At 41.3% G+C, this 22,895-nt stretch carries 22 protein-coding genes and 1 tRNA gene; 8 read left to right on the forward strand and 15 right to left on the reverse strand.

The genetic code is table 11. The annotated features are described in order from the left end of the window. Positions 1-48: 48 nt before the first annotated feature. Positions 49-1,482: a PTS transporter subunit EIIC gene (locus tag GFB47_RS03950; protein ID WP_153446712.1), complete on the reverse strand. Its 1,434-nt coding sequence runs from the start codon at positions 1,480-1,482 to the stop codon at positions 49-51. A gap of 261 nt (positions 1,483-1,743) precedes the next feature. Between GFB47_RS03950 and GFB47_RS03955 the strand changes: the two genes are divergently transcribed. Next, positions 1,744-2,943 carry an enolase C-terminal domain-like protein gene (locus tag GFB47_RS03955; RefSeq protein ID WP_153446714.1) on the forward strand — a complete coding sequence of 400 codons (1,200 nt, stop codon included), beginning with the start codon at positions 1,744-1,746 and terminating at the stop codon, positions 2,941-2,943. A 128-nt stretch (positions 2,944-3,071) separates the two neighbouring features. Here GFB47_RS03955 and GFB47_RS03960 read toward each other — a convergent pair whose 3' ends face one another. Continuing rightward, complete coding sequence (locus tag GFB47_RS03960; protein ID WP_153446716.1) at positions 3,072-3,779, reverse strand: GntR family transcriptional regulator; 708 nt, start codon at positions 3,777-3,779, stop codon at positions 3,072-3,074. 402 nt (positions 3,780-4,181) lie between these two features. Between GFB47_RS03960 and GFB47_RS03965 the strand changes: the two genes are divergently transcribed. The 3 genes from GFB47_RS03965 to GFB47_RS03970 are packed head-to-tail and all read left to right on the forward strand — an operon-like array spanning position 4,182 to position 5,737. After that, on the forward strand, positions 4,182-4,550 hold the full coding sequence (locus GFB47_RS03965; RefSeq protein WP_218619091.1) for a hypothetical protein: 369 nt from the start codon (positions 4,182-4,184) through the stop codon (positions 4,548-4,550). A gap of 21 nt (positions 4,551-4,571) precedes the next feature. Further along, on the forward strand, positions 4,572-4,892 hold the full coding sequence (locus GFB47_RS16550) for a hypothetical protein (RefSeq protein WP_225874291.1): 321 nt from the start codon (positions 4,572-4,574) through the stop codon (positions 4,890-4,892). Continuing rightward, positions 4,820-5,737 (forward strand): IS3 family transposase, encoded by a 918-nt coding sequence (locus GFB47_RS03970; RefSeq protein WP_233282233.1) that lies wholly within the window; start codon positions 4,820-4,822, stop codon positions 5,735-5,737. Before GFB47_RS16550 ends, GFB47_RS03970 begins: the two co-directional genes overlap by 73 nt. 24 nt (positions 5,738-5,761) lie before the next feature. Here GFB47_RS03970 and GFB47_RS03975 read toward each other — a convergent pair whose 3' ends face one another. The 4 genes from GFB47_RS03975 to GFB47_RS03990 form a co-directional block, all read right to left on the reverse strand. Beyond that, on the reverse strand, positions 5,762-6,277 hold the full coding sequence (locus tag GFB47_RS03975) for a hypothetical protein (RefSeq protein WP_153446719.1): 516 nt from the start codon (positions 6,275-6,277) through the stop codon (positions 5,762-5,764). Between the two features lie 79 nt (positions 6,278-6,356). Beyond that, positions 6,357-6,447: transfer RNA gene (locus GFB47_RS03980), tRNA-Ser, on the reverse strand. A 75-nt stretch (positions 6,448-6,522) separates the two neighbouring features. After that, positions 6,523-8,343 (reverse strand): DUF3413 domain-containing protein, encoded by a 1,821-nt coding sequence (locus GFB47_RS03985; RefSeq protein WP_153446720.1) that lies wholly within the window; start codon positions 8,341-8,343, stop codon positions 6,523-6,525. 41 nt (positions 8,344-8,384) lie between these two features. Beyond that, complete coding sequence (locus GFB47_RS03990; RefSeq protein ID WP_153446722.1) at positions 8,385-8,600, reverse strand: YejL family protein; 216 nt, start codon at positions 8,598-8,600, stop codon at positions 8,385-8,387. A gap of 101 nt (positions 8,601-8,701) precedes the next feature. Between GFB47_RS03990 and yejK the strand changes: the two genes are divergently transcribed. Continuing rightward, positions 8,702-9,703: a nucleoid-associated protein YejK gene (yejK, locus tag GFB47_RS03995; RefSeq protein WP_153446724.1), complete on the forward strand. Its 1,002-nt coding sequence runs from the start codon at positions 8,702-8,704 to the stop codon at positions 9,701-9,703. 280 nt (positions 9,704-9,983) lie between these two features. Continuing rightward, entirely contained in the window at positions 9,984-11,099 is a 1,116-nt protein-coding gene (gene asd / locus GFB47_RS04000) for an aspartate-semialdehyde dehydrogenase (RefSeq protein WP_153448140.1), read from the forward strand. A gap of 184 nt (positions 11,100-11,283) precedes the next feature. Here asd and GFB47_RS04005 read toward each other — a convergent pair whose 3' ends face one another. Continuing rightward, positions 11,284-12,147 (reverse strand): ion transporter, encoded by an 864-nt coding sequence (locus GFB47_RS04005; RefSeq protein WP_153446725.1) that lies wholly within the window; start codon positions 12,145-12,147, stop codon positions 11,284-11,286. Positions 12,148-12,219: 72 nt separating this feature from the next. Then, positions 12,220-12,858, reverse strand: coding sequence for a YchE family NAAT transporter (locus GFB47_RS04010; RefSeq protein WP_153446727.1), 639 nt, complete (start codon positions 12,856-12,858; stop codon positions 12,220-12,222). Between the two features lie 636 nt (positions 12,859-13,494). Here GFB47_RS04010 and adhE point away from each other — a divergent pair. Continuing rightward, positions 13,495-16,179 (forward strand): bifunctional acetaldehyde-CoA/alcohol dehydrogenase, encoded by a 2,685-nt coding sequence (gene adhE, locus GFB47_RS04015; protein ID WP_153446729.1) that lies wholly within the window; start codon positions 13,495-13,497, stop codon positions 16,177-16,179. A gap of 243 nt (positions 16,180-16,422) precedes the next feature. On the opposite strand, the gene GFB47_RS04020 is transcribed toward adhE, so the two are convergent. Both GFB47_RS04020 and sodB read right to left on the reverse strand, forming a co-directional pair. After that, positions 16,423-17,085 carry an SDR family oxidoreductase gene (locus tag GFB47_RS04020; protein WP_178306442.1) on the reverse strand — a complete coding sequence of 221 codons (663 nt, stop codon included), beginning with the start codon at positions 17,083-17,085 and terminating at the stop codon, positions 16,423-16,425. A gap of 297 nt (positions 17,086-17,382) precedes the next feature. Then, complete coding sequence (gene sodB / locus GFB47_RS04025; protein WP_153446732.1) at positions 17,383-17,967, reverse strand: superoxide dismutase [Fe]; 585 nt, start codon at positions 17,965-17,967, stop codon at positions 17,383-17,385. Positions 17,968-18,266: 299 nt separating this feature from the next. Between sodB and GFB47_RS04030 the strand changes: the two genes are divergently transcribed. Continuing rightward, positions 18,267-18,602 (forward strand): Grx4 family monothiol glutaredoxin, encoded by a 336-nt coding sequence (locus GFB47_RS04030; protein ID WP_153446734.1) that lies wholly within the window; start codon positions 18,267-18,269, stop codon positions 18,600-18,602. A gap of 107 nt (positions 18,603-18,709) precedes the next feature. Here the strand turns inward: GFB47_RS04030 and GFB47_RS04035 are convergent, their stop codons facing one another. The 5 genes from GFB47_RS04035 to GFB47_RS04055 form a co-directional block, all read right to left on the reverse strand. Then, entirely contained in the window at positions 18,710-20,029 is a 1,320-nt protein-coding gene (locus GFB47_RS04035; RefSeq protein ID WP_153446736.1) for a Na+/H+ antiporter family protein, read from the reverse strand. Positions 20,030-20,090: 61 nt separating this feature from the next. Further along, on the reverse strand, positions 20,091-20,735 hold the full coding sequence (gene rnt, locus GFB47_RS04040; RefSeq protein WP_153446738.1) for a ribonuclease T: 645 nt from the start codon (positions 20,733-20,735) through the stop codon (positions 20,091-20,093). 174 nt (positions 20,736-20,909) lie between these two features. Next, positions 20,910-21,326 (reverse strand): lactoylglutathione lyase, encoded by a 417-nt coding sequence (gloA, locus tag GFB47_RS04045; RefSeq protein ID WP_153446740.1) that lies wholly within the window; start codon positions 21,324-21,326, stop codon positions 20,910-20,912. A gap of 53 nt (positions 21,327-21,379) precedes the next feature. Beyond that, positions 21,380-22,015, reverse strand: coding sequence for an endonuclease III (gene nth / locus GFB47_RS04050; RefSeq protein WP_153446742.1), 636 nt, complete (start codon positions 22,013-22,015; stop codon positions 21,380-21,382). A gap of 122 nt (positions 22,016-22,137) precedes the next feature. Then, on the reverse strand, positions 22,138-22,836 hold the full coding sequence (locus tag GFB47_RS04055) for an electron transport complex subunit E (protein WP_153448141.1): 699 nt from the start codon (positions 22,834-22,836) through the stop codon (positions 22,138-22,140). Positions 22,837-22,895: the final 59 nt, after the last annotated feature.

Below are 22,895 nucleotides of genomic sequence, written 5' to 3' on the forward strand. Positions count from 1 at the left end.
AGGAAGCTAGCCACGTTGATTCTTTTCCCAATAGGTTGAGAGGAGCTCTTACTTGTTGTCTAGTTTCACGAACAACAGCGTTAGAACATAAGACAGTGCGAACACACCAACCACGCCCATTAGTGCTTGAATGAAGTTTTGCGTACCGGCTGCAAGGTAAGCTGGTAAGCTGAAGACAGAAGAAAGAATGTAGCTCGTTAAGTGGGTATCTATCGTTACAGAGATAGCACCGAACACACCAGCCGCTAAACTCGCGGTCATCATTGCTTTGGTGTATTTCGTTAGGACACCAAATAGAGCCGGTTCAGTGATACCTAAGATAGCGGTAACGCTTGAGCCCATCGTGATTGAAGATTGCTCTTTAGAAACTGTTTTACGCTGCTTATGCCAGATTGCCATTGTCGCACCAGCAATTGCCATGTTACCTAAACACATGATTGGCATAAGTAAATCCTTACCATACAGTGCAAAGTTGTTCAGGCAAATTGGTGTCATGCTGTGGTGAATACCAAATACAATCGTAATCGGACGAGTTAGACCAAACACAAAGCCTGTTAACGTAGGAGAGATTTCCAATAGTGAACTCATTACCCAACCCACTCCATTACTTAACCAGATACCGGCAGGGCCAACAAATGATAGTGTGATGGTTGAAGTCACCGTAAAGGCAAGCAGTGGTGTAAATACAGGTTTTGCTGAAGAGGGTACCAGTTTGTCAACTAGAGGTGTTACTTTCGACAATAACCAGATAGCGAGAATGGCGGGCACGATAGCGCCCCCGTAGTTAAGTAGTTCAATCGGTACTGAGCCTAACACCGTCAGTTTAGGTGCCGCGCCTACATCTTTTAGCATCACCGCTTTATCTACTAGCTTTGGGGCTAACATTGCAGAGGAAACAGCAAGAGCGATGTATTCGTTTACCTTAAATACCTTGGCTGCAGAGAAAGAGACTAGCATAGGTAAGAAGAAGAACACAGCAAGAGAGATAGAGCGGAAGAAATAAACCGTGTCTGAGCTTTCAGAGATAACATTGGTTGCAATAAGGCCAGAAAGTAAGCCCATCAACATACCTGCACCGGCAATCGCTGGAACTACAGGGCCGAAGATACCCGCAACAATGCGCATCACGCCTTGGAACAGTTTGCCTTTTTCTAGCTCATCAGCCGGATTTGCGTCAGCTCGTTGAGTGTTTGATAGCGCATTAAACCACTTCTCTACTTCAACCCCGATGATAACTTGAGTTTGACCTTGTTGAAGCACCAACCCTTTCACATCAGCGATCTGTTTGATCGCATCTTCGTCTACCATAGATTCGTCTGCCAATTTGAATCGCAGCCTTGTCATACAGTGTGTGATGCTCACGATATTGTCTTTACCACCAAGTAAAGAAACCAATAACTGTATGTTTTTTAGGAAATTTTTCTTTTTTGGTGATAACTTTGAGTTATTAATAACAGCATCACTATTTTCTACCATTTGCATACTACACCTGTTATTTGAATATATTTAACTCGAGTAATCTTAACGGCAACCAATTTAATTCCAACACAATAAAAAGAGATCTCAATCACACTTGAAAGTCTAAAAATTATTTTTTTACTATTTTGGGGCAATTGGTATGTTTTGTTATATCAAATAAAAACACTTAACGTACCAATTATTTTTACTGAAAATTAGCGCTTGAAATGTGGTTTTTAAAGCGGTTAGATAATAGGAGTTGACTTAAGTTTAGGTAATTTAATTGTGAAAGAAACTATTATATCTAATATCCATTGTATTATTACTAAACCAGACAGACACAATCTCATTACCGTGGTAGTTGAAACGAATGAAGGCGTGATAGGGTTTGGTTGTGCGACATTCCAACAACGACCGCTTGCTGTAAAAGCAATGGTCGATGAATATTTAAAACCTATTCTTATTGGTAAAAACGCCAATAATATTGAAGACTTATGGCAAATGATGATGGTTAACGCTTATTGGCGAAATGGCCCTGTTATCAATAATGCAATTTCCGGTGTTGATATGGCACTGTGGGATATTAAAGCCAAATTAGCGGGCATGCCGTTACACCAGTTATTTGGTGGTAAGTCTCGTGATGCTATTCCTGTATACACACATGCGACTAGCGATACGATGGAAGGTATTTATGAGCTGGTGGAATCTTTCCTAGACAAAGGCTACAAGCATATCCGTTGTCAGCTTGGTTTCTATGGCGGTGTTCCAACCGATTTACATACTACTCAAAACCCGACTGAAGGTTCGTACTACGATCAAGATCAGTACATGGACAATACTCTAACGATGTTTAAGTCGCTGAGAGATAAATATGGTAATCAATTCCATATTCTTCACGATGTGCATGAGCGCCTTTTCCCAAATCAGGCAATACAATTTGCTAAGGAAGTCGAGCAATATAAGCCGTACTTCATTGAAGATATTCTGCCGCCAAATCAAACGGAATGGTTGGATAATATTCGCAGCCAGAGCTCAGTGTCATTAGGTTTAGGGGAGTTATTTAATAACCCCGAAGAGTGGAAATCATTGATTGCAAATCGTCGTATCGACTTCATTCGTTGCCATGTTTCACAAATCGGTGGCATTACCCCAGCTCTGAAACTAGGTCATCTATGTCAGAATTTTGGTGTTCGTATTGCATGGCATTGCCCACCAGATATGACGCCAATTGGCGCAGCGGTAAACACGCATTTGAATGTGCATTTACACAATGCCGCCATTCAAGAGCATGTCGAGTACAACGAGAACACGCACAAGGTATTCCCGAACGCTGCAGAGCCAATTAATGGCTACTTATACGCTTCTGAAATCGCAGGTATTGGTGTTGAAATCGACCGAGAGGTTGCAGCCGAGTTCCCTGTTATGTATCGCCCCCACGAGTGGACTCAAAGTCGCCTTCCTGATGGCGCGATCCACACTCCATAACAGTTGTTCAATTCTACTGACAACCCGCCACTGTGTGGGTTGTTATTTTTTCGGAGTGGGGAGGAGCTACGGAAAACTAGAGAAATTAAACCTGGGAAGGCAAAGTGGTTTGAATACAAACAAAACCGTTATTTTTTGTCTCGAAAGTTCATGCTCTCACTGTTAAAAGGCGTGTGGTAGGTACATTGATAGTTGATATCGATAATGTCGCTGACAATGAACAATTCTCCAGAGTTAAGGAAGCCACGGTTAGTGATGTTCATTGCTGCCACATTCTTCTTACAACCCAGCAAATCAGCGTCATCTTTGGATACGTTGATGGCTTGATAAGTCGTTAGATAACTATCGATCTCTAGGCCTTGAGCTAGTGCATGTTTTTGAATCGAGCTCTCGATGATGTCTGTGTTCATTTCATTAAAGATACTGACTGGTATTTTCGTTTCTTCAATTTGAATGACTTTATTATTAATTAACCTAAGTCGTTTGATCTTCCAAATATATTCATCGTCACGTAGAGAAAATATTTGTTGTTCGTGATTGTTTGGTAACGTTTTATTCAATTTGATCTTTTTATAAGATATTTCTTCAAAGCTGTTTTCAGTAACGGAGTTATAAACTAGAGGGGTGCCAACTAAAGATGTATTAACAAAGTACCCTGAGCCTACCTTAGATGTCACCATGCCAATCGCTTCCAGTTTTGCTAGCGCTTTTCGAATAGTAAATCGGGATAACCCATATATTTCAGATAGCTCTCTTTCTGCAGGAAGCTTATGATTGATACTGTTTTGACAGATCTTGCTAACAATATCTTGGACAACTAACTCGTACTTTTTCATAGATCAATAACTTTAAAGTGTATTCACTGTGACTAAAAAATAGTTAACTAAATCAGGGATTCAGCACGCTCTGAATGACTCAAAATTGTAACATAGAAAGTTAAGTTGACACGATAATTTAGCTCAAATCCTAGTCGGAAATACGATACTTCTCAATTTAAGCTGATATGCTTATTTTTTCTGTGTATTTTATTTTCGCGGCTGTTAGTTTCAAAGGGATTTGGTGATCGACTGAAAATGATCGACAGCTTTTTGAGCGTGTAATGGCAAGATCCTTTTCCTTTGGATGGCTATGCATAACCATGCACTGCACTTTATGCGTCCCATAATCCCACGGGGCGTTTTAATTTCAGTGTGAGAAGTTCCAAGGAAGAAGAGAGTTAATATATTAAGGGAGCTACTTTGGTACAAAACTTCTGGTACAAAACTTCTGATTCAAAAGTTTATGCCAACGCAAAAAACAATATCATTGATATTTCTGTGTTAGGAAAAAGTATTATTAATCCTATTTTGTTTTCAGGAAGCTCGGAGTTAAAGCGATTGCTTCGAGAAGCAAGGTATAAACAAGATTTAGCAGATGAATTTGATATTTCGTTTATCGATGGTTATGGACGAAATTATATCTGTCATGTCGGTAATATTATTGTATATAGCATTCCTTTTTCGGACGTTAACTTCAGCTTATTGACTACTAAAGATTTATTCGAGTCTATCGAAATTGGCAAGTGTAATGGTTTAATGATCTTGGAGGGTTCTATAGCCTATAATTGACTGCAATATAGGAACCTAGCTATGAACATTAACACTCGAAAAAAACGACTCAATTACACACATAAACAAAAGCACGAGTACGCCAGATTGATGATTGAAGAGCATTATACCAATCAACAAATTATGGATATATCAGGCGCTGGCGCTACTGCGGTTGCTCGTTGGAAAAAGCAGTACATAGATGAACAGCGTGGTGAATTCGCACCCGATAAAGTGCCTTTAGATGCCGATAAACGATTAATCGAAGAACTGAAAAAAGAGTTGGCAGAATCAAGAGAAGATGTTCGCTTGTTAAAAAAAGCAACCGCCTTGTTCATACGCGACAATCCAAACTTGAAGTGATTCAACAACTGAGCAAGGCAGAGCCTAAAATTTCTATTCAGAGATTATGTGGGCTGCTTGAGTTACCCATATCAAGCTATGACTACACGCCAGTGACTCGAGTTGCCGATGAGGTGCTCGGGAATAAAATGAAGACTATTTTCGAAGACACTTTTTATTGTTATGGAAAGCGACGATTGGCTTTTGAGTTGAATAAAGAAGAATCCGTCACTGTTGGTTTATTTAAAACCGCTAGGCTAATGAAAACATTAAGATTAGTCGCTAAGCGACCGAAAAAACCACACTATTATGCTCAGGGAAAAGAACGACCGACTACACCAAACTTATTAAAAAGAGCATTTAACCCGACTGATTTGAATACTCATTGGGTTGGCGATATTACGTTTATTCGCTCACATCAAGGTTGGAGCTATTTAGCCACAGTGATGGACTTGGCGAATCGAGAAATTGTTGGTTATGCACTGTCGAAAACACCGGATGCCCAGTTGGCCAAACAAGCTTTAACGAACGCGATTGCTCAGCATAAACCAACAACGAAGGGGTTGATGTTTCACTCCGATCAGGGTGTACAATATACGGCAAAGTTATTCCAAGAAACGCTTCTCGATCACAACATGATACAAAGTATGAGTCGGCGAGGGTGTTGCTGGGACAATGCCGTACAAGAACGATTTTTCCTCAATTTGAAAACGGAATATCTGAACGACCTAAGCTTCATCAATCACCCATCGGTGGCAATCGCCGTCGAACGGTATATTAGCTTCTACAATTACAGGCGATTGAACTCCGCGATTAATTATTTAACGCCAGTTCAAAAACGCCAAGGATTACTAAAAGTGGCTTAGAAGTCCTACAGGATTACTTGACCATTACATATCTTGGGTTTTGAGGGTACAGATGAAGTGACTAATGCGCTGATTAAGCTGGTGCACTGTTAATGAGCGAATATTGGTGTTTTTCTTGCTGGCGATGAACTCATCTAGTGCATCTGATGGGCTAATTGTCTCATTTTCTGGTTGAGGAATGCTGGTGGCTTTATTGGTAGTTTGAGGTGCTATTTCGTCAGCCGAAACGGTCACGGTTTTTAAGGCTGGGACAGAGTAATTGATGGTTGTGAATGAGTTACGGCGAACTGTATCAATAGCCTGATCGAGGGCTTGTTTAAACTGGCGGAATGGTAGGAGTTTAGACTTATTGCTTGGTAACTCGTTGAATAGGAATTGCTTGATAGTGGCTGAGATATGCAAGTTACGCAGCAAAGCGGTAGCGCGATCTTTGGTTAGAAGGCTGACTTTGATGTCAAATGGGTAACCGAACTTGTGTAAGGCTTTAGGGCAGCATACGTGAGAGTAATATACGGAATTGGCTTGTTTTAAAAGGTACAATTGTCTCACCTGTTTGTGTAGGTGATAAAAAGAACCCTAAAAACGGAAAAAGCCCTTGAAAAATCAAGAGCTTAGAAAGTGGTGGAGGGATAGGGATTTGAACCCTAGGCCCGCTATTAACAGGCGCCGGTTTTCAAGACCGGTGCTTTCGACCACTCAGCCATCCCTCCGATTTACGCTGTAGATAATATACAGCTCTTTGTGTGTTGTAAACCTTTTATTACCAATAAAAGCCTATTTTTTAATCAGTTAGGCTGGTGGTAAAAACGCTTGAGCTCTGATAGGCCTTGCAGCATGAATGACAGTTTAGGCTTAGCATGTTTTTGGCGCTTATAGTTTTTATCGTAGACTTTGTAGTTACCAAATTGATCAACCACAGTGGTGGTATCTTTGGTGACCAGTGCGATATTTTTATTATCACCCGCTAAGATCCATGGGCGTTTGCTTGTATCAAATAAGTTACGGCCACTACTAAAATCATAAGGGTTTGACGAGGTTTCAAATAAATCTTGCATCAAGGTTGCGGATAAATCTAAGTGACTCGTATGTTGGGTGTATACCGTCGGCTTTTTATCTGGCCAATGAACTACCATAGGAACTTGCAGTTGATAGCGGCTGAAATTACTGTCTGAGCCCCAAGTATTACTATTGGTGTCATTAAACTCCATGCCATGATTGGAGGTGATCACCACTATGGTATTGTTTAATAAATTTTTACTATCGATCTCAGTTAAAATATTTTGAATCGACTGATCGGCGGTAAATGCTGCCGATTGATAACTCGCTTTTAGCATAGCGATGGCATTTTTCGATTTAGGGGTGAATTGGTTTAATACTTGTGTGTTGTTCTCGAATCTTTCGACATTAGACAGCTCTACATAGCTAAACCAAGGCTTATTTGAGGTAGTGCTGAGCCACGTTTTCCAATCATCTACAATCTCATTATTGGAATCGTGATCTTGAGCTGTGTTTTTTTGCACATCTATCGAGCTAAAGATTTCATCATAAAGCTCTGAGCCTTCAAATTTATCATCACTAAACGCGGCCATTTGATAATGACGTTTTGCCATTGAATCAATAATGAGCGGCTGTGTATCTTGTGCTTTAATACTGGCAGAATAATTACTTGGCAGCCCATAAAACAAACTGAACACGCCATAGACATTATTAGTGGCACTATAGTGATTCACAAAATTTTGATTGTTTTTAGCAAATTCAAAAGTCGATGGCATAACTTGTTGAGTTAACATATCACTACGCAAGTTATCGACCATCACCATCAGCACATTGTATTTTTTGCCTAAACCATCGTATTTCATTGGCTCTAGCGGGTAGTTCACCACTTCACCGTTACCACTACCATATTCCTCTAAGCGTTCTAAATAATCTGAACGGTCTAAAAGGCCATGTTTTTCCATAAAGGATTTTGCCGTCATTGGGTACGACAATGGGAAATTTGTTCGCTGACTGGTGATCGGGCGATAGAAAAAAGCATCCGCCCAAATGTAAATCAGGTGGCTACTTAAAAAACATAAGAAAAAGATTATCGTGACGGGTTTGCCGATTTTTTTTCGTGACAATGAGCGTTGCTTCTTCCAGATCCACTCTGAAATAACAATTTGGATTAAAAATAAAATCGGTACTGCGGCAAAGAGGTATTGCCACTGGGCATTAAAAGCGGTTTTTTCTTTACTTAATAACAGTTCCCATACGACAGGGTTTAAGTGCAGATGGAGTTTTTCGTAGGCTTGAGTATCGAGCAATAGCAAGGTTAAGCAAAGAGTAGTAAAACACACACTGACTAAACGTAATAACTTGCGTGAAGGGATCACGAATGTCAGTGGGAATAAAACTAAAATGTAGAGCGCAAACACTAAAAACGCGAAATGCCCGAACCACGAGATCAAAAGGTATGCTTGACCTATAACCGTATCCGGCCATGGTGATTGAGCAATGAAACGGCTGCCAATCAACATAGCGATAATGATGTTAAAGAAAGAGAACCAATGTCCCCAACTGACGAGTCGAGAGACGCGCTCTCCGTATGTGTTTCCGCTATTAACCATTTGAAATATCGTTCTAACTCAATTTAACGTTAAAAGGCAATTTAGGCATCAATTGATGATAAAAGAGCTTGAGAAAATTTGTCTGCAATGAGTTTACGCTGTGCACGCGGTACATCGGAATTTAAAATGTTTGTCACAATGTTACCAGCAATCATCAAACTAAGATCCGAGCTCGCTTGGTGCTTATCGAGTACCGCTGCAATTTCAGCCAAGATTTGTTCGATTTGTTTGTCGCTGTATTTTGAATTAATAGGCATAAGTGTCTATTTGCTTCCTGATTCGGTTAATGATAGTAAAAGCGGCTTATGATACCCTAGTCTACCTCACAACTGAAACATCAACTTGAAACTAATTTATCATGAGCTTAAATATTTCCAACGTTATACTGCACAAATTGACAAAAAATGATCAAGATGAGCTTGTTGTTAACTTGCGTAACACCGCTTTGTCTAATGATGCCGTTTCAGAACAATTAGTCGCAGAACTTCATCGCACCTTTAATGCCAAAGGCGGCAAAGGCTTTGGCACTTACAAAGAAGAAAGCGAATTCCAATATTGGATGAAGCAATTTCGCCAAGGTGAATCAAATTTTTATGAGTTTTCCTCACAATCTGCTGAGCGTTTAAAAACAGAATTAGAGAAATATCCTTTTGCCGAAGAAGGGGTATTGGTGATGGCGCAATATCAGTCACTAGCGACTGAATATTTGTTTATCGCCTTGCTGCCATCGAATCAAAGTTTAAAAGTGGATGATGATCTGGATATTTCAGGGACTGACTACCTTGATATCAATAAAATGGACATCGCGGTTCGTATTGATCTGTCGCGCTATGAAACTGACCCAGAATCTAATCGCTACCTCACCTATATTAAAGGTCGAGTGGGGCGCAAAGTGGCTGACTTCTTCTTAGACTTTTTGCAAGCTGAAGTCGGGCTTGATACCAAGAAACAAAATTTAGTGTTGATGCAAGCGGTAGACGATTACTGCGCCGATTCACAACTCAATAAAGATGAAACCGTAGCATACCGCAAACAAGTGCATGATTACTGTAATGAGCAATTAAAAGCGGGTGATGAACTGGAGATCCGTGAATTATCTGGTGAGCTTTCTGGCGCAGGACATGATGATAACTTTCAAGAGTTTACTCAAAAGCAAGGTTATGAATTAGAAGATAGCTTCCCCGTTGACCGTTCAACTATTCGTAAGTTGGCCAAATATGTGGGTGCGGGTGGCGGTTTGTCGATAAATTTTGATGCCATGTTATTGGGTGAAAGGGTTTTTTATGATCCAGAAACCGATACGTTAACTATTAAAGGCATTCCACCAAACTTGAAAGATCAGTTAGTGAGAAATTCTTAATTGGTATTGAGTGTTCTCAACACATGTTTGATAAAACCATTTAGTTAAATCAATCGCATTTATGCTGGTCGAGGTAGTGTGATTGGTTTTATCTGAAATTGTTGTTTGAAGAATGTGTTGAGCAATGAGATAGTAATAACTGTATTTTAAGCTTGTTGATTCGGGTTGCTCGATTAAGACAAGCTTTATACCCAAAATTATCGAACTTAGCCAATATAAAGGCAGGTTCAATAAGGCGGGTATAGTCATAATTTATAAATATCAGGGAGAGATGAACATGATGAAAGTGGGTTTAGTTGGTTGGCGTGGCATGGTGGGTTCTGTACTGATGCAACGCATGGTTGAGGAAAAGGATTTTGACCTCATCGAACCTGTGTTCTATACCACATCGCAAGTAGGCATTCCTGCCCCTTTCTTAGGCAAGGATGCTGGCATGCTACAAGATGCTTTTGATATTGAAAGCTTAAAACAATTAGATGCCATCATTACCTGTCAAGGTGGTGGTTATACGGAAAAAGTCTATCCAGCACTGCGTCAAGCGGGTTGGAAAGGGTATTGGATCGATGCGGCTTCTACATTGCGTATGAAAGATGATGCCATCATTACTTTGGATCCGGTTAACTTAACCCAAATTCAACAAGGGTTGCATGCAGGGACTAACACCTTTGTGGGTGGCAACTGTACGGTGAGCCTAATGCTAATGGGCCTAGGTGGCCTGTACGAGAAAGGCATGATCGAATGGATGAGCGCGATGACCTATCAAGCGGCATCGGGCGCTGGCGCGAAAAATATGCGTGAACTTATTGCGCAAATGGGCGTGATTAACCAATCGGTGAGTGCTGAAATGGCAGACCCTGCCAGTTCTATCTTAGATATTGACCGTAAAGTGGCCGAAACGATTCGTTCAAGTGCTTACCCTACCAGTGAGTTTGGTGCGCCTTTGGCCGGTTCATTGATCCCGTGGATTGATGTCAAACGCGAAAATGGTCAAAGTAAAGAAGAGTGGAAAGCCACGGTGGAAACCAACAAGATCCTTGGCCTGCAAGGCGCAGATTCAGTACCAATTGATGGCACTTGTGTGCGTATTGGTGCGATGCGTTGTCACTCTCAAGCGTTAACTATTAAGCTTAAGCAGAATGTGCCGATGGATGAGATTGAAGAAATCATCGCCACCCATAATGATTGGGTTAAAGTGATCCCGAATGAGAAAGAGATCACCGCGCAAGAGCTTTCACCTGCCAAAGTTACGGGTACGCTTTCAGTGCCGGTTGGTCGTTTGCGTAAAATGGAAATGGGTGATACGTTCTTAAATGCCTTCACGGTTGGTGACCAATTGCTTTGGGGCGCGGCAGAACCACTACGTCGTACTCTGCGTATTATCTTAGCTGAGAAGTAATCAGATCTCACGACACGTAAATAAAAATACCGCCTCAAGCATTCAATTTGAGGCGGTATTTTTTTATGTGGCTTATGTCGTTTAGTTATACCTATTCCATTTAATATTTGATCAATTTTGAACGATCATTAAATTTTTGGAATTGGTATTAGTTCAGTTAGTTTATGAGACGTAAGTGATAAGATTACGGTTGTTTGACCGGAACCACTCGTTTATCGGGATCGGCAAGCTCGCTGCCACAATGCTTACAAAACAGCGCGTCAGTCTCATGGCCACTCTTAGTACAATTTGGACACAGTACTAAGCTACGATGCGCTTTCATTTCTTGATTTAATTCTGCGGTAATAATTCCAGTCGGCACGGCCAAAATTGAATAACCCAATAACATGGTGAGGGCGGCCACTGCTTGTCCTAATGGTGTTTGTGGTACCACATCGCCATAGCCTACGGTGGTGATAGTAATGATTGCCCAATAAATTCCGCGCGGAATACTGGTAAAGCCATTTTCAGGCCCTTCAATCACATACATTAATGCGCCAAAGATAGTGACTAAAATTGCCACAGCGCTGAAAAATATTAAGATTTTTCGTTGTGAAGTAACCAGAGTACGCACTAATAAATTCGAATCTTGTAAGAATCGAACTAGTTTAAGAATACGGAAAATCCGCATCACACGTAATAGTCGGATAATGCCAATAAAACTGGCGGCAGGGAAAAAGAAGGCCAAGTAGGTGGGCAAAATAGCGAGTAAATCTATGATGCCATAAAAGCTTTTCGCATAGGCTTTGGGCTTGGGAGAGCAATATAGGCGCAGCAGGTATTCAAGCGTGAAAATCGCAGTAAACAAGTATTCTAAAAGATCGAATTCATAGTGCCACTTTGCCACAAAGGAAGGCACTGAATCTAAGATCAAAATAATCAATGAGCAAATAATCGCCACAATAAGCATGATGTCAAAGCGGCGACCCGCAGTGGTGTGGGTGCCGAAGATGATCACATAAAGCTTATGTTTCAAGCCTTCTGGTTGATCTTTTTCTTGCTCTTGCATAACGGGATCCTTTCCGTTCAGTTACTTAACTATTTTCGTGCAATTATCGCCATTCAGGTATGGTGTTGGCGACTACATTAAGCCTGGGAACAAACTGCCGAGTCCCGTGGCAATAAATTCGACCCCGAGTGACGCTAAGATCAAGCCCATAATACGAGTGACAACGTTAATTCCGGTTTGTCCCAACACGCGAACAATAATCGGGGCAGATCGAAACAGCAGCCAAGAACAAAAGCAGAACACAATGATAGTGGCAATAATGCCGAAAATATCAATCATGGTTGGGTAGCGAGCACCGTACACTATGGTGGAGCTGATCGCACCAGGGCCGGCCATTAACGGCATCGCAAGTGGCACAACGCCAATTTGCTCACGACTAATAAACTCATTTCGTTCTTGTTTGTTTTGCTTATCTTCCCCTAGCTTACCACTCATCATTGAGAAAGCGATGCTTAGCAGTAACATGCCGCCCGCAACTCGAAAAGAATCGAGAGAAATACTAAATAGATTAAGCAGCACTTGACCAAAAAGAAGGGATACAATCAAGATCACCGCTACCGCGAAATTGGCGGTTGCGGCGGTTTTATTTTTTTCTTCCGGCGTCATGTGAGTGGAGAGCGAAACAAATACTGGCATGATGCCAATCGGGTTCACCGCAGCGACTAAGCCAAAGAAAAATTGGAAGTAAATGGCAAGTTCAATCGAGCCCATAAGGTGTCATCTCACATAATAAAAAGGCGGTTAAGGTGTAAGGACGTGAAGCATATTGTTATCTATGCAGCCACAATCATCAAGATTATGGTATTCGTCATACTGTCACACAGAATAACGATAATGTAAGGGAAATTCTTTATTAATTCGAGGCTTAAATAGCGTTTTTTCAATCTTATATTATGGTTAAAGGCTAGGAAAGGAAAGGTGAGGGTAAAAGCGTGTATTTGGTGTAAAAACTATTACGAAAGTGTTACATGTTGTGCGGGTTTAGGTATACTGCTTGTAGCACGAGTCTTTTGTTGTAAGGTTGTTTTTTACAGTAATTTTATTACATTTTAATGTGAAATGACGCATATTTAATGTCGGAATCTTAAATATTTTTTCGATATATAAAATAAATAAAGTGTTATTAAATCAACCAGATACGTATTGGTGCCTCGTCTGTACTACTGCTTTAGAGGTAAATTGAATTCAATAACTGATCTAAGTCAATATTTTAATTTAATGAACGCTTATACTCAGTTTTGAAAGCAATTTACTAAGAGTTCCATTTTACAATCATGATGTTTATCACACCTTGATTGGTAGTTTGGTTCGCTTACTAAATAATTTTTAAATCTTAGGAGATCCACTATGTCTGTAACGAATTTAGCTGAACTTGATGCGCTAGTTGCACGTGTTCAAGCGGCACAAAAGGAATATGCCACTTTCTCACAAGAGCAAGTAGATAAAATCTTCCGTGCAGCATCTTTGGCAGCTAACCAAGCTCGTATCCCTCTAGCGCAACAAGCGGTAGCAGAATCGGGTATGGGTATCATTGAAGATAAAGTAATCAAAAACCACTTTGCTTCAGAATTCATTTACAACAAATATAAAGACGAAAAAACGTGTGGTGTATTAGAAGAGAACGAAGAGTTCGGCACCATGACTATCGCAGAACCAGTCGGTATCATCTGTGGTATCGTTCCAACCACTAACCCAACGTCTACTGCGATCTTTAAATCACTTATCGCATTGAAAACACGTAACGCCATCATCTTCTCGCCACACCCACGTGCCAAAAACTCAACGAACGATGCAGCTAAAATCGTGCTAGATGCGGCAATTGCTGCTGGCGCGCCAAAAGACATCATCGGTTGGATCGACCAACCATCGGTTGAATTATCAAATGCACTAATGAAGCACGATGGCATCAACCTTATCCTTGCCACTGGTGGTCCAGGTATGGTTAAAGCGGCTTACTCTTCAGGTAAACCCGCTATCGGTGTTGGCGCAGGTAACGTTCCTGTTGTTATCGATGAAACTGCAGATATCAAACGTGCAGTCGCTTCTGTTCTTATGTCAAAAACATTCGATAACGGCGTAGTGTGTGCTTCAGAGCAAGCTATCATCGTTATGGATGAAGTCTACGACGAAGTGAAAGCACGTTTTGCCGCTCACTGTGGTTATGTTCTCTCTAAATCAGAAGCAGATAAAGTACGTAAAATCTTATTGATTAACGGTAACTTGAACGCTGATATCGTAGGTCAACCTGCGACTAAAATTGCTGAAATGGCGGGTATTACTGTTCCTTCAAACACCAAGATCCTTATCGGTGAAGGTGGCGTAGTCAGCTACGATGACGAATTTGCACACGAAAAACTGTCTCCAACATTAGGTATGTTCCGCGCGTCTTCTTTTGAAAATGCCGTAGACCAAGCAATCACTATGGTTGAAATTGGTGGTATCGGTCATACTTCTGGCTTATACACAGACCAAGATACGAACAAAGATCGTATTCGCTACTTTGGCGATAAAATGAAAACCGCTCGTATTCTTATCAACATCCCAACCACTCACGGTGGTATCGGTGATTTGTACAACTTTAACGTTGCACCATCATTGACTTTAGGTTGTGGTTCATGGGGTGGTAACTCTATCTCAGAAAACGTGGGTCCTAAGCACCTTATCAACAAGAAAACGGTAGCTAAGCGAGCAGAGAATATGTTGTGGCACAAACTTCCAAAATCTATTTACTTCCGTCGTGGTAGTCTTCCAATCGCACTAACGGATTTAGAAGATAAAAAACGCGCATTCCTAGTAACTGACCGTTTCTTATTCAACAACGGTTATGCAGACGAAGTCGTTCGTTTATTGAAAGCCCAAGGTATTGAAGTTCAAACTTTCTTCGACGTAGAAGCGGATCCAACGCTTTCTGTTGTTGAAAAAGGCGCAGCAGCAATGCAAAGCTTCCAACCAGATGTGATCCTTGCTCTAGGTGGCGGTTCGCCAATGGATGCAGCGAAAATCATGTGGGTAATGTACGAGCATCCAGAAACTGATTTCCAAGAATTGGCAATGCGCTTTATGGATATCCGTAAACGTATTTACAAATTCCCTAAAATGGGTAAAAAAGCAGAGTTAGTTTGTATCACAACCACGTCTGGTACCGGTTCTGAAGTAACACCGTTTGCCGTTGTAACCGACGATAAAACGGGCGCAAAATACCCATTAGCAGATTACGAACTAACACCAAACATGGCGATTGTTGATGCTAACTTGGTTATGAACATGCCTAAGTCGCTAACTGCCTTTGGTGGTTACGATGCGATCACTCACGCATTGGAAGCTTATGTATCAGTTCTTGCGAATGAATACTCAGACGGCCATGCTCTTCAAGCGCTTAAAATGCTTAAAGAATACTTGCCATCTAGCTACCAAAATGGCGCAGCAGACCCAATCGCTCGTGAAAAAGTACACAATGCGGCGACAATTGCAGGTATGTCATTTGCTAACGCATTCCTTGGTGTATGTCACTCAATTGCTCACAAAATTGGCGCTGAGTTCCACATCCCACACGGTCTTGCTAACGCACTGATGATTTCAAACGTGATCCGTTTCAATGCCAACGACAATCCAACTAAGCAAGCAGCATTTTCTCAATACGACCGTCCTAAATCACGCAGTCGTTACGCAGAAGTTGCTGACCATTTAGGTCTAAGCCAACCGGGTGACCGTACAGCACAGAAAATTGAACGTCTATTAACATGGTTAGACGAAGTTAAAGTTCAACTTGATATTCCTATGTCAATTCAAGCAGCAGGCGTTCCAGAAGCGGACTTCCTAGCTAAACTTGATGAACTAGCGGTTGATGCGTTTGATGACCAATGTACTGGTGCTAACCCGCGCTACCCATTGATCACAGAGCTTAAAGAAGTGCTAATCGCAACTTACTACGGAAAAGCATACATCGAAGGCGAAACTTTCGAAGGGACTACCGTTATTAAGAAAACCGAAGAGCCAGCTCCAGTCGCTAAGAAATCAGCGAAGAAAAAATAATCTTATTCATTCTAAGCGGTTAGCAATAAGCTAATCGCAAATGAACTGTCATAAAAAACCTCATCATTTTGATGAGGTTTTTTTATGCCTATGATTTGAACCTAAGGGGAATTTTATACCAATTCTATTTAATATTTGATCAATTTGAATACGCCGAAAAGACGCTGATCCGTCCTTGGTAGCTTGAGAAAAGACCATTCATGGCCTTTGATACTTTTCTCTGTACTCAATTTTGAACGATCATTAATGGCAATCGAGCACACGGCCATTAAAGGAATCGTTTTCAACAATATATTCAGTGTTGCGGATCAATTCATCTCGATTACGCGCCCAATTGTTGGTTCGACCATGCGGTGGAGGTGGCAAGATCCCGCCAACTCGAATATTAAATGGTTGTAATTCCTTCGACCAACTTTGGGTGAAATTTGAAATCAATGAGGCCGAGTTATGATCAGAGCTATTTTCGGCATCTTGAGACGACAAATTCACGATCACACCTTTCTTTTGATTGTGTTGCATTTGTTTGGCCGCCAACTTACTAAAGCACAGCATCGTACTTGCCAGTGACGACATTTGACCGCTGTAGTGATCAAAATTGGTTTCATCCATTAAAGATGGCGCAGGCAGTGAAGGATAAAGGTTGATCAACACATCAATACCTTGATCAAAATGCTTATTGATGGAAGAAAACAAGGGTTGCACACTTTCAAAACTATGGTCATCTAAAAGGTAAGTTAACAGGGCGGATGACGTTGGCTGACATTGTTGCAAGGTACGATTAAGTGCGGCTTCGTTATCATCGACTAAGATCACGTTGGCATGTAAAGAGAGGAAATGCTGCGCTAACGTTTGACCTAGATGAGAGCCTGCTGACGTGATCACGACAACAGAATTATAAATATTCATAGCACACCTCATGGGTATCAAATGAGTTTATGGGAGGGTTTTGCTACTCACTAAGTTTATTTTTGACTTTTTTAGAGGGACAAAACTTCCTCCCTATCTAACAGGTAGCACTTAAGCATGGTAGATAAATGAACAATTGTCTTGTGGGCGATCTCTTATTTATGCACTGAAACGATGTAACTAACTTATTACTCAGTGATAAAAGTAGGGGCGGTAGGCAGAAATAAAAAAAGACCAGCTAAGCTGATCTTTTTGAAGAGACTTTTCATGTTGTGCTGACCAGCAGCACAAGCGGTCTTATTTGATTAGGTTAGCTTCCACGAAGTCCCAGTTTACTAGCGCCCAGAAAGCAGCCATGTAATCAGGACGAACGTTACGGAAATCGATGTAGTATGCATGTTCCCATAGATCAACTGTTAGAAGTGGTGTTACACCTTCATCAGTCAGCGGAGTGGCTGCATTTGATGTGTTGACGATAGCCAGAGAACCGTCGGCATTCTTAACAAGCCAAGTCCAAGAAGAACCGAAGTTGTTGATTGCAGAATCAGTAAATTTAGCTTTGAATTCTTCGAAAGAACCAAAAGCTTGTTTGATTGCTTCACCGACAGCGCCTGTTGGTTCGCCACCTGCATTTGGTGCTAGGCAGTTCCAGTAGAAGGTGTGGTTCCAGATTTGTGCTGCGTTATTGAATACACCACCAGTTGAAGTTTTGATGATTTCTTCTAGTGATTTGCCTTCAAACTCAGTACCAGGAACTAAACCATTTAGCTTAACAACGTAAGTGTTGTGGTGCTTACCGTGGTGAAAATCTAGAGTTTCAGCTGAGATATGTGGTTCTAGTGCGTCTTTTGCGAAAGGTAGTGCTGGTAATTCAAATGCCATTGCTTAAATCTCCGTGTATATAAGAAAGAGGCTTTACGCTTATTAATTCAACTATTTAAAATTGATAAGCAGCTTTCAATTATTATTCTTAAGCCATTTGTTCAACTCTAGGTATCTTAGCAACTTTTAACTTTATTAACAGTGTTGTGTATGAAAAAATGTTAAGAACTGGCGTTAAATGTAAAAAAATCGAGCGATAAAGCTGCATTTAGAATACCCTTATAAATAATGGCTTTTTATTTGAGTGCATATACAAGTAGAATGTCCGCACAAACCTAGAATAAGCGAGTGAGAATACAATGGAAACTATCGATAAAATCAAACAACAAATTTCTGAAAACACAATTTTGCTCTACATGAAAGGCTCACCTAAGCTACCAAGCTGTGGTTTCTCATCTCAAGCGTCTCAAGCTCTAATGAATTGTGGCGAGAAATTTGCTTACGTTGATATTCTACAAAACCCTGATATTCGTGCTGAACTACCAAGCTATGCACAATGGCCTACCTTCCCACAATTGTGGATTGAAGGTGAGTTAGTCGGTGGTTGTGACATCATCATCGAGATGTTCCAAAAAGGCGAATTACAAACATTGATCACAGAAGCTGCCGCACGCGCGCCTGCTAGCGAAGAATAATCGCTGTCGTTTATCTTGCTGAACAAAAAACCGCTTACTGACGAAAGATCAGTAAGCGGTTTTTTTATATTTGATGGTGGCTTTTGGGATTTAACAATAATGAAAAATCACAGCACCATCGCGGCAATCCAACCAAAGGCAATTAATGGCAAGTTGTAATGCAAGAAGGTTGGGATCACAGAATCCTTGATATGATCATGTTGTCCATCGGCATTTAAACCAGAGGTTGGCCCCAAGGTCGAATCTGAAGCTGGAGACCCCGCATCACCTAGCGCCGCAGCGGTACCGACTAGTGCAATGGTTGCCGCTGGTGAAAAACCAAATGACAATGCCAAAGGAACATAGATAGTGGCAATAATAGGAATGGTTGAGAACGACGAACCAATCCCCATCGTGATCAACAAACCAACGATTAACATCGCGAATGCGGCAATACCTTGATGGCCACTCATGCTGTGTTGCAAGAACCCGACTAAGGTCTCAACACCGCCTGTGGCTTTCATTACGCTGGCAAAACCATTGGCAGAGATCATGATAAAACCAATCATCGCCATCATTTGTACACCGCGAGTAAAACTATCCTGACTGGTTTGGAAAGGCTTCCCAAATGATAAAATAATGAAACCGACTAACGCGCCAACAATCATCGAACCAGAATAAAGCTGAGCAGATAAAGTGGCCACGATACTGACGACTGCAATGACGACCGCTTTTTTATCAATGCCTACTTGTTGTAGTGATTCAGGTGTTGTGGCGACTTCCTCGTATTGACGAGGCTTACGGTAAGTAATAAAGATACTCACTAATAAACCAAAAATCATGCCACACGCTGGAATAAACATCGCCGCAGGAATTTGGCTTGCGGTAGCGCTGGTTAAGCCATTATTGACTAACGCAGGTAATAAAATATCGTTTAAGAAAATGCCACCAAAACCAATCGGCAAAATCATATAAGGTGTGACCAAACCAAAGGTGATCACACAGGCAATCATACGGCGGTCAATATTCATTTTATTTAACGCAGACAGTAGCGGTGGAACAATAATCGGAATAAAAGCAATATGGACTGGAATGATGTTTTGTGATGAGACCGCTAAGATCAATAAGCTTGAAAGGATGGCATACTTTAAAATGGCAGACGCTTTTTGATTGGTTTCACCATGCACACGTTTGATCACCGCATTGGACAGTAAATCGGTAATACCAGTTTGGGCTAACGCTACAGCAAACGCACCAAGTAGGGCGTAACTTAGAGCAATTTCAGCGCCATCGCCGAGGCCAGCTTGGAAAGCGGCAACGGTTTGGTCAAGGGAAAGGTGAGCCAGTAAGCCCCCAGTAATGGCACTAAGCGTTAGTGCAATAACAACATTAACGCGCAGTAACGACAGTACTAGCATTAAGCAAACGGAAATAACAACAGGGTTCATAGTGCTCTCTAGTTTTAATTATTGGGTCGATTCAATGATCAGCTGATTCATTTTCGATTGATTATTCGCTTGCTTCAAGCGGCCAACCACCTAAAGCTTTCCATTTATTGACGATTTTACAAAAAAGATCAGCAGTCACTTTAGTATCATAAAGGGCTGAATGAGCCGCTTTATTATCAAACTCCATTCCTGCTGCAATGCAAGCTTTCGCCAATACGGTTTGTCCGTAGGCCAGTCCGCTTAATGCCGCAGTATCAAAGGTGGCAAAAGGGTGGAATGGGATCCGTTTTAATTTGCTTCGCTCAGCCGCCGCCATCACGAAGTTCAGATCGAAAGTGGCATTATGCGCAACCATGATCGCACGACCACAGTTTGCTGCTTTTTGTTCTTTTCGGACGAGCTTAAATATTTCTTTAAGTGCTTCTGCTTCACTTACTGCGCCACGTAATGGGCTGTAAGGATCGCGTATGCCGGTGAACTCTAACGCTTCTTTTTCAAGGTTAGCCCCTTCAAAAGGCTCAACATTAAATTGAATGGTTGAAGCTGGGTAAAGATCCCCGTTATCGTCCATGGCTAAAGTGACGGCACAAATTTCGAGCAGCGCATCAGTTTTTGAGTTAAATCCGGCTGTTTCTACATCGATAACAACAGGAAAATAGCCACGAAAGCGACTTTTTAGTGTCAAAGCGTCATTTTTGTCAGTCATTGGTTTTCTGATCCGTGAATTAGCCCAGTATTATTGCAGATTAGCATCTGAACTTCATCCATTTTTCAATTTTCAAGACTGGAGGAAGTGAAAGGTCCACCGGAAAACAAGCATAAAAAAGAGCCACAAAAGGCTCTTTAAATCGTGATGTTAACATAGCAAACTAAGCTAAATTTAACCTTCTAATCCGGCGCTCATTTGGCTGGTTTGAATTAATTCAATCATGTAGCCATCTGGGTCTTTTACAAAAGCAATATGTGTGCTGCCGCCTTTGACTGGACCAGGCTCACGAGTCACTTGACCACCGGCCGCTTTAATGGCATCACAAGCACTGTAAATATCATCAAAGCCTAATGCGATATGACCATAACCCGTCCCAAGATCGTATTCTGAAGTATCCCAGTTATAAGTGAGCTCAATCACCGCGCCTTGGGATTCATCGCCGTAACCGACAAAGGCTAAGCTGTATTTATATTCGGTATTGTCATTTTTACGTAGTAAATCCATACCAAGCACGTCGGTATAAAATGCGATAGATTTATCTAAGTCGCCCACGCGTACCATAGTGTGTAGCACTCTTCCATTCGACATTGTATGTTCCTTATTTTAATAATGATTCTTGAATAAACGGCTATATTGATTGTCTATAGTTCGGTTTTATCTTTGAACTCGCATAAGTCTTCAATTATACAGCTACCGCATCTTGGTTTACGAGCGATGCAGGTATAGCGCCCATGTAAGATTAACCAATGATGAACATCGAGTTTAAACTCAGTAGGGATAACTTTTAATAACTTTTGTTCGACATCATCAACGGTTTTTCCCATCGCGAGTTTAGTGCGATTTGATACACGATAAATATGAGTATCAACCGCGATCGTCGGCCAACCAAATGCGGTATTAAGGACCACGTTAGCGGTTTTTCGGCCCACACCCGGCAGTGCTTCTAAGGCGGTGCGATCTTCAGGTACTTGGCTGTTATGCAGTTCAATCAACATTTTACAAGTTTTAATCGTATTTTCAGCTTTAGAATTAAATAAGCCAATGGTTTTGATGTATTGCTTTAAGCCTTCGACACCCAGGGCGTAAATCGCTTCTGGAGTATTGGCGATAGGGTAGAGTTTGTCGGTGGCTTTATTGACACTGACATCGGTGGCTTGAGCTGAAAGTAAAACTGCAATTAATAGCTCAAAGGGCGATGACCAGTTAAGTTCGGTTTGCGGGTTAGGGTTATTTTCTCGCAACCGCTCCAGTATGATCTTGCGTTTTTCATTATTCATACATTGCCTATTAAACTATTTATTTATGACCAATTCACGCATTTTTATCAGTTAAATGAGTGATTTTCAATGACACGGTTCATTAGCCATTAGTTATTAGCTATTAGCCATTACGCTTATCATCAAACTTTAGTCACGCGAGCACGAGCAATGGTTGGCTTCTCTTGTTTCGGTTTGCGCTTGGCGATATTGCTATCAATCACCTGTTTAAGGGCAATTAAAAAACCGACGCCAATAAACGCACCTGGTGGCAAGAGTGCAAGTAAGAAACTGCTATCAATATGGAATAACTCAATACGCAGCACAGAAGCCCAATTGCCCAGCAGTAAATCAGCGCCATCAAATAATGAGCCTTTACCGATAATTTCACGCAATGCACCCAATAAAGTGAGAACGGCCAACATGCCAAGTCCCATCCAAAAGCCATCGAGCGCAGCATTTTTAACATTATTTTTTGAGGCATAAGCTTCAGCGCGACCGATGATCACACAGTTGGTCACGATCAAAGGAATGAAAATACCAAGTGAGAGATACAAACCATACGCGTAAGCGCTCATCAATAATTGCACACAGGTAACGACTGCAGAAATGATCATCACAAAGATAGGGATACGCACTTCTTTGGGCACGTAATTTCGCACTAAAGAGATGATGGTATTAGTACAAATCAGCACTAGCATAGTGGCGAGACCTAAACCTAAAGCATTGGTGACGGTGGACGATACCGCTAACAACGGGCACAAACCAAGCAGTTGCACTAAAGCTGGGTTGTTATCCCATAGCCCATTCTTCATTAATTGTTTTTGCTCAGAAACAGACATTTCAGACGCGACTTGATCGGCTGCTTCTAGATCTGAAATATCAGACGATGGCGTTATAT

The organism is Vibrio algicola (assembly GCF_009601765.2).
Classification (GTDB): Bacteria; Pseudomonadota; Gammaproteobacteria; order Enterobacterales; family Vibrionaceae; genus Vibrio; species Vibrio algicola.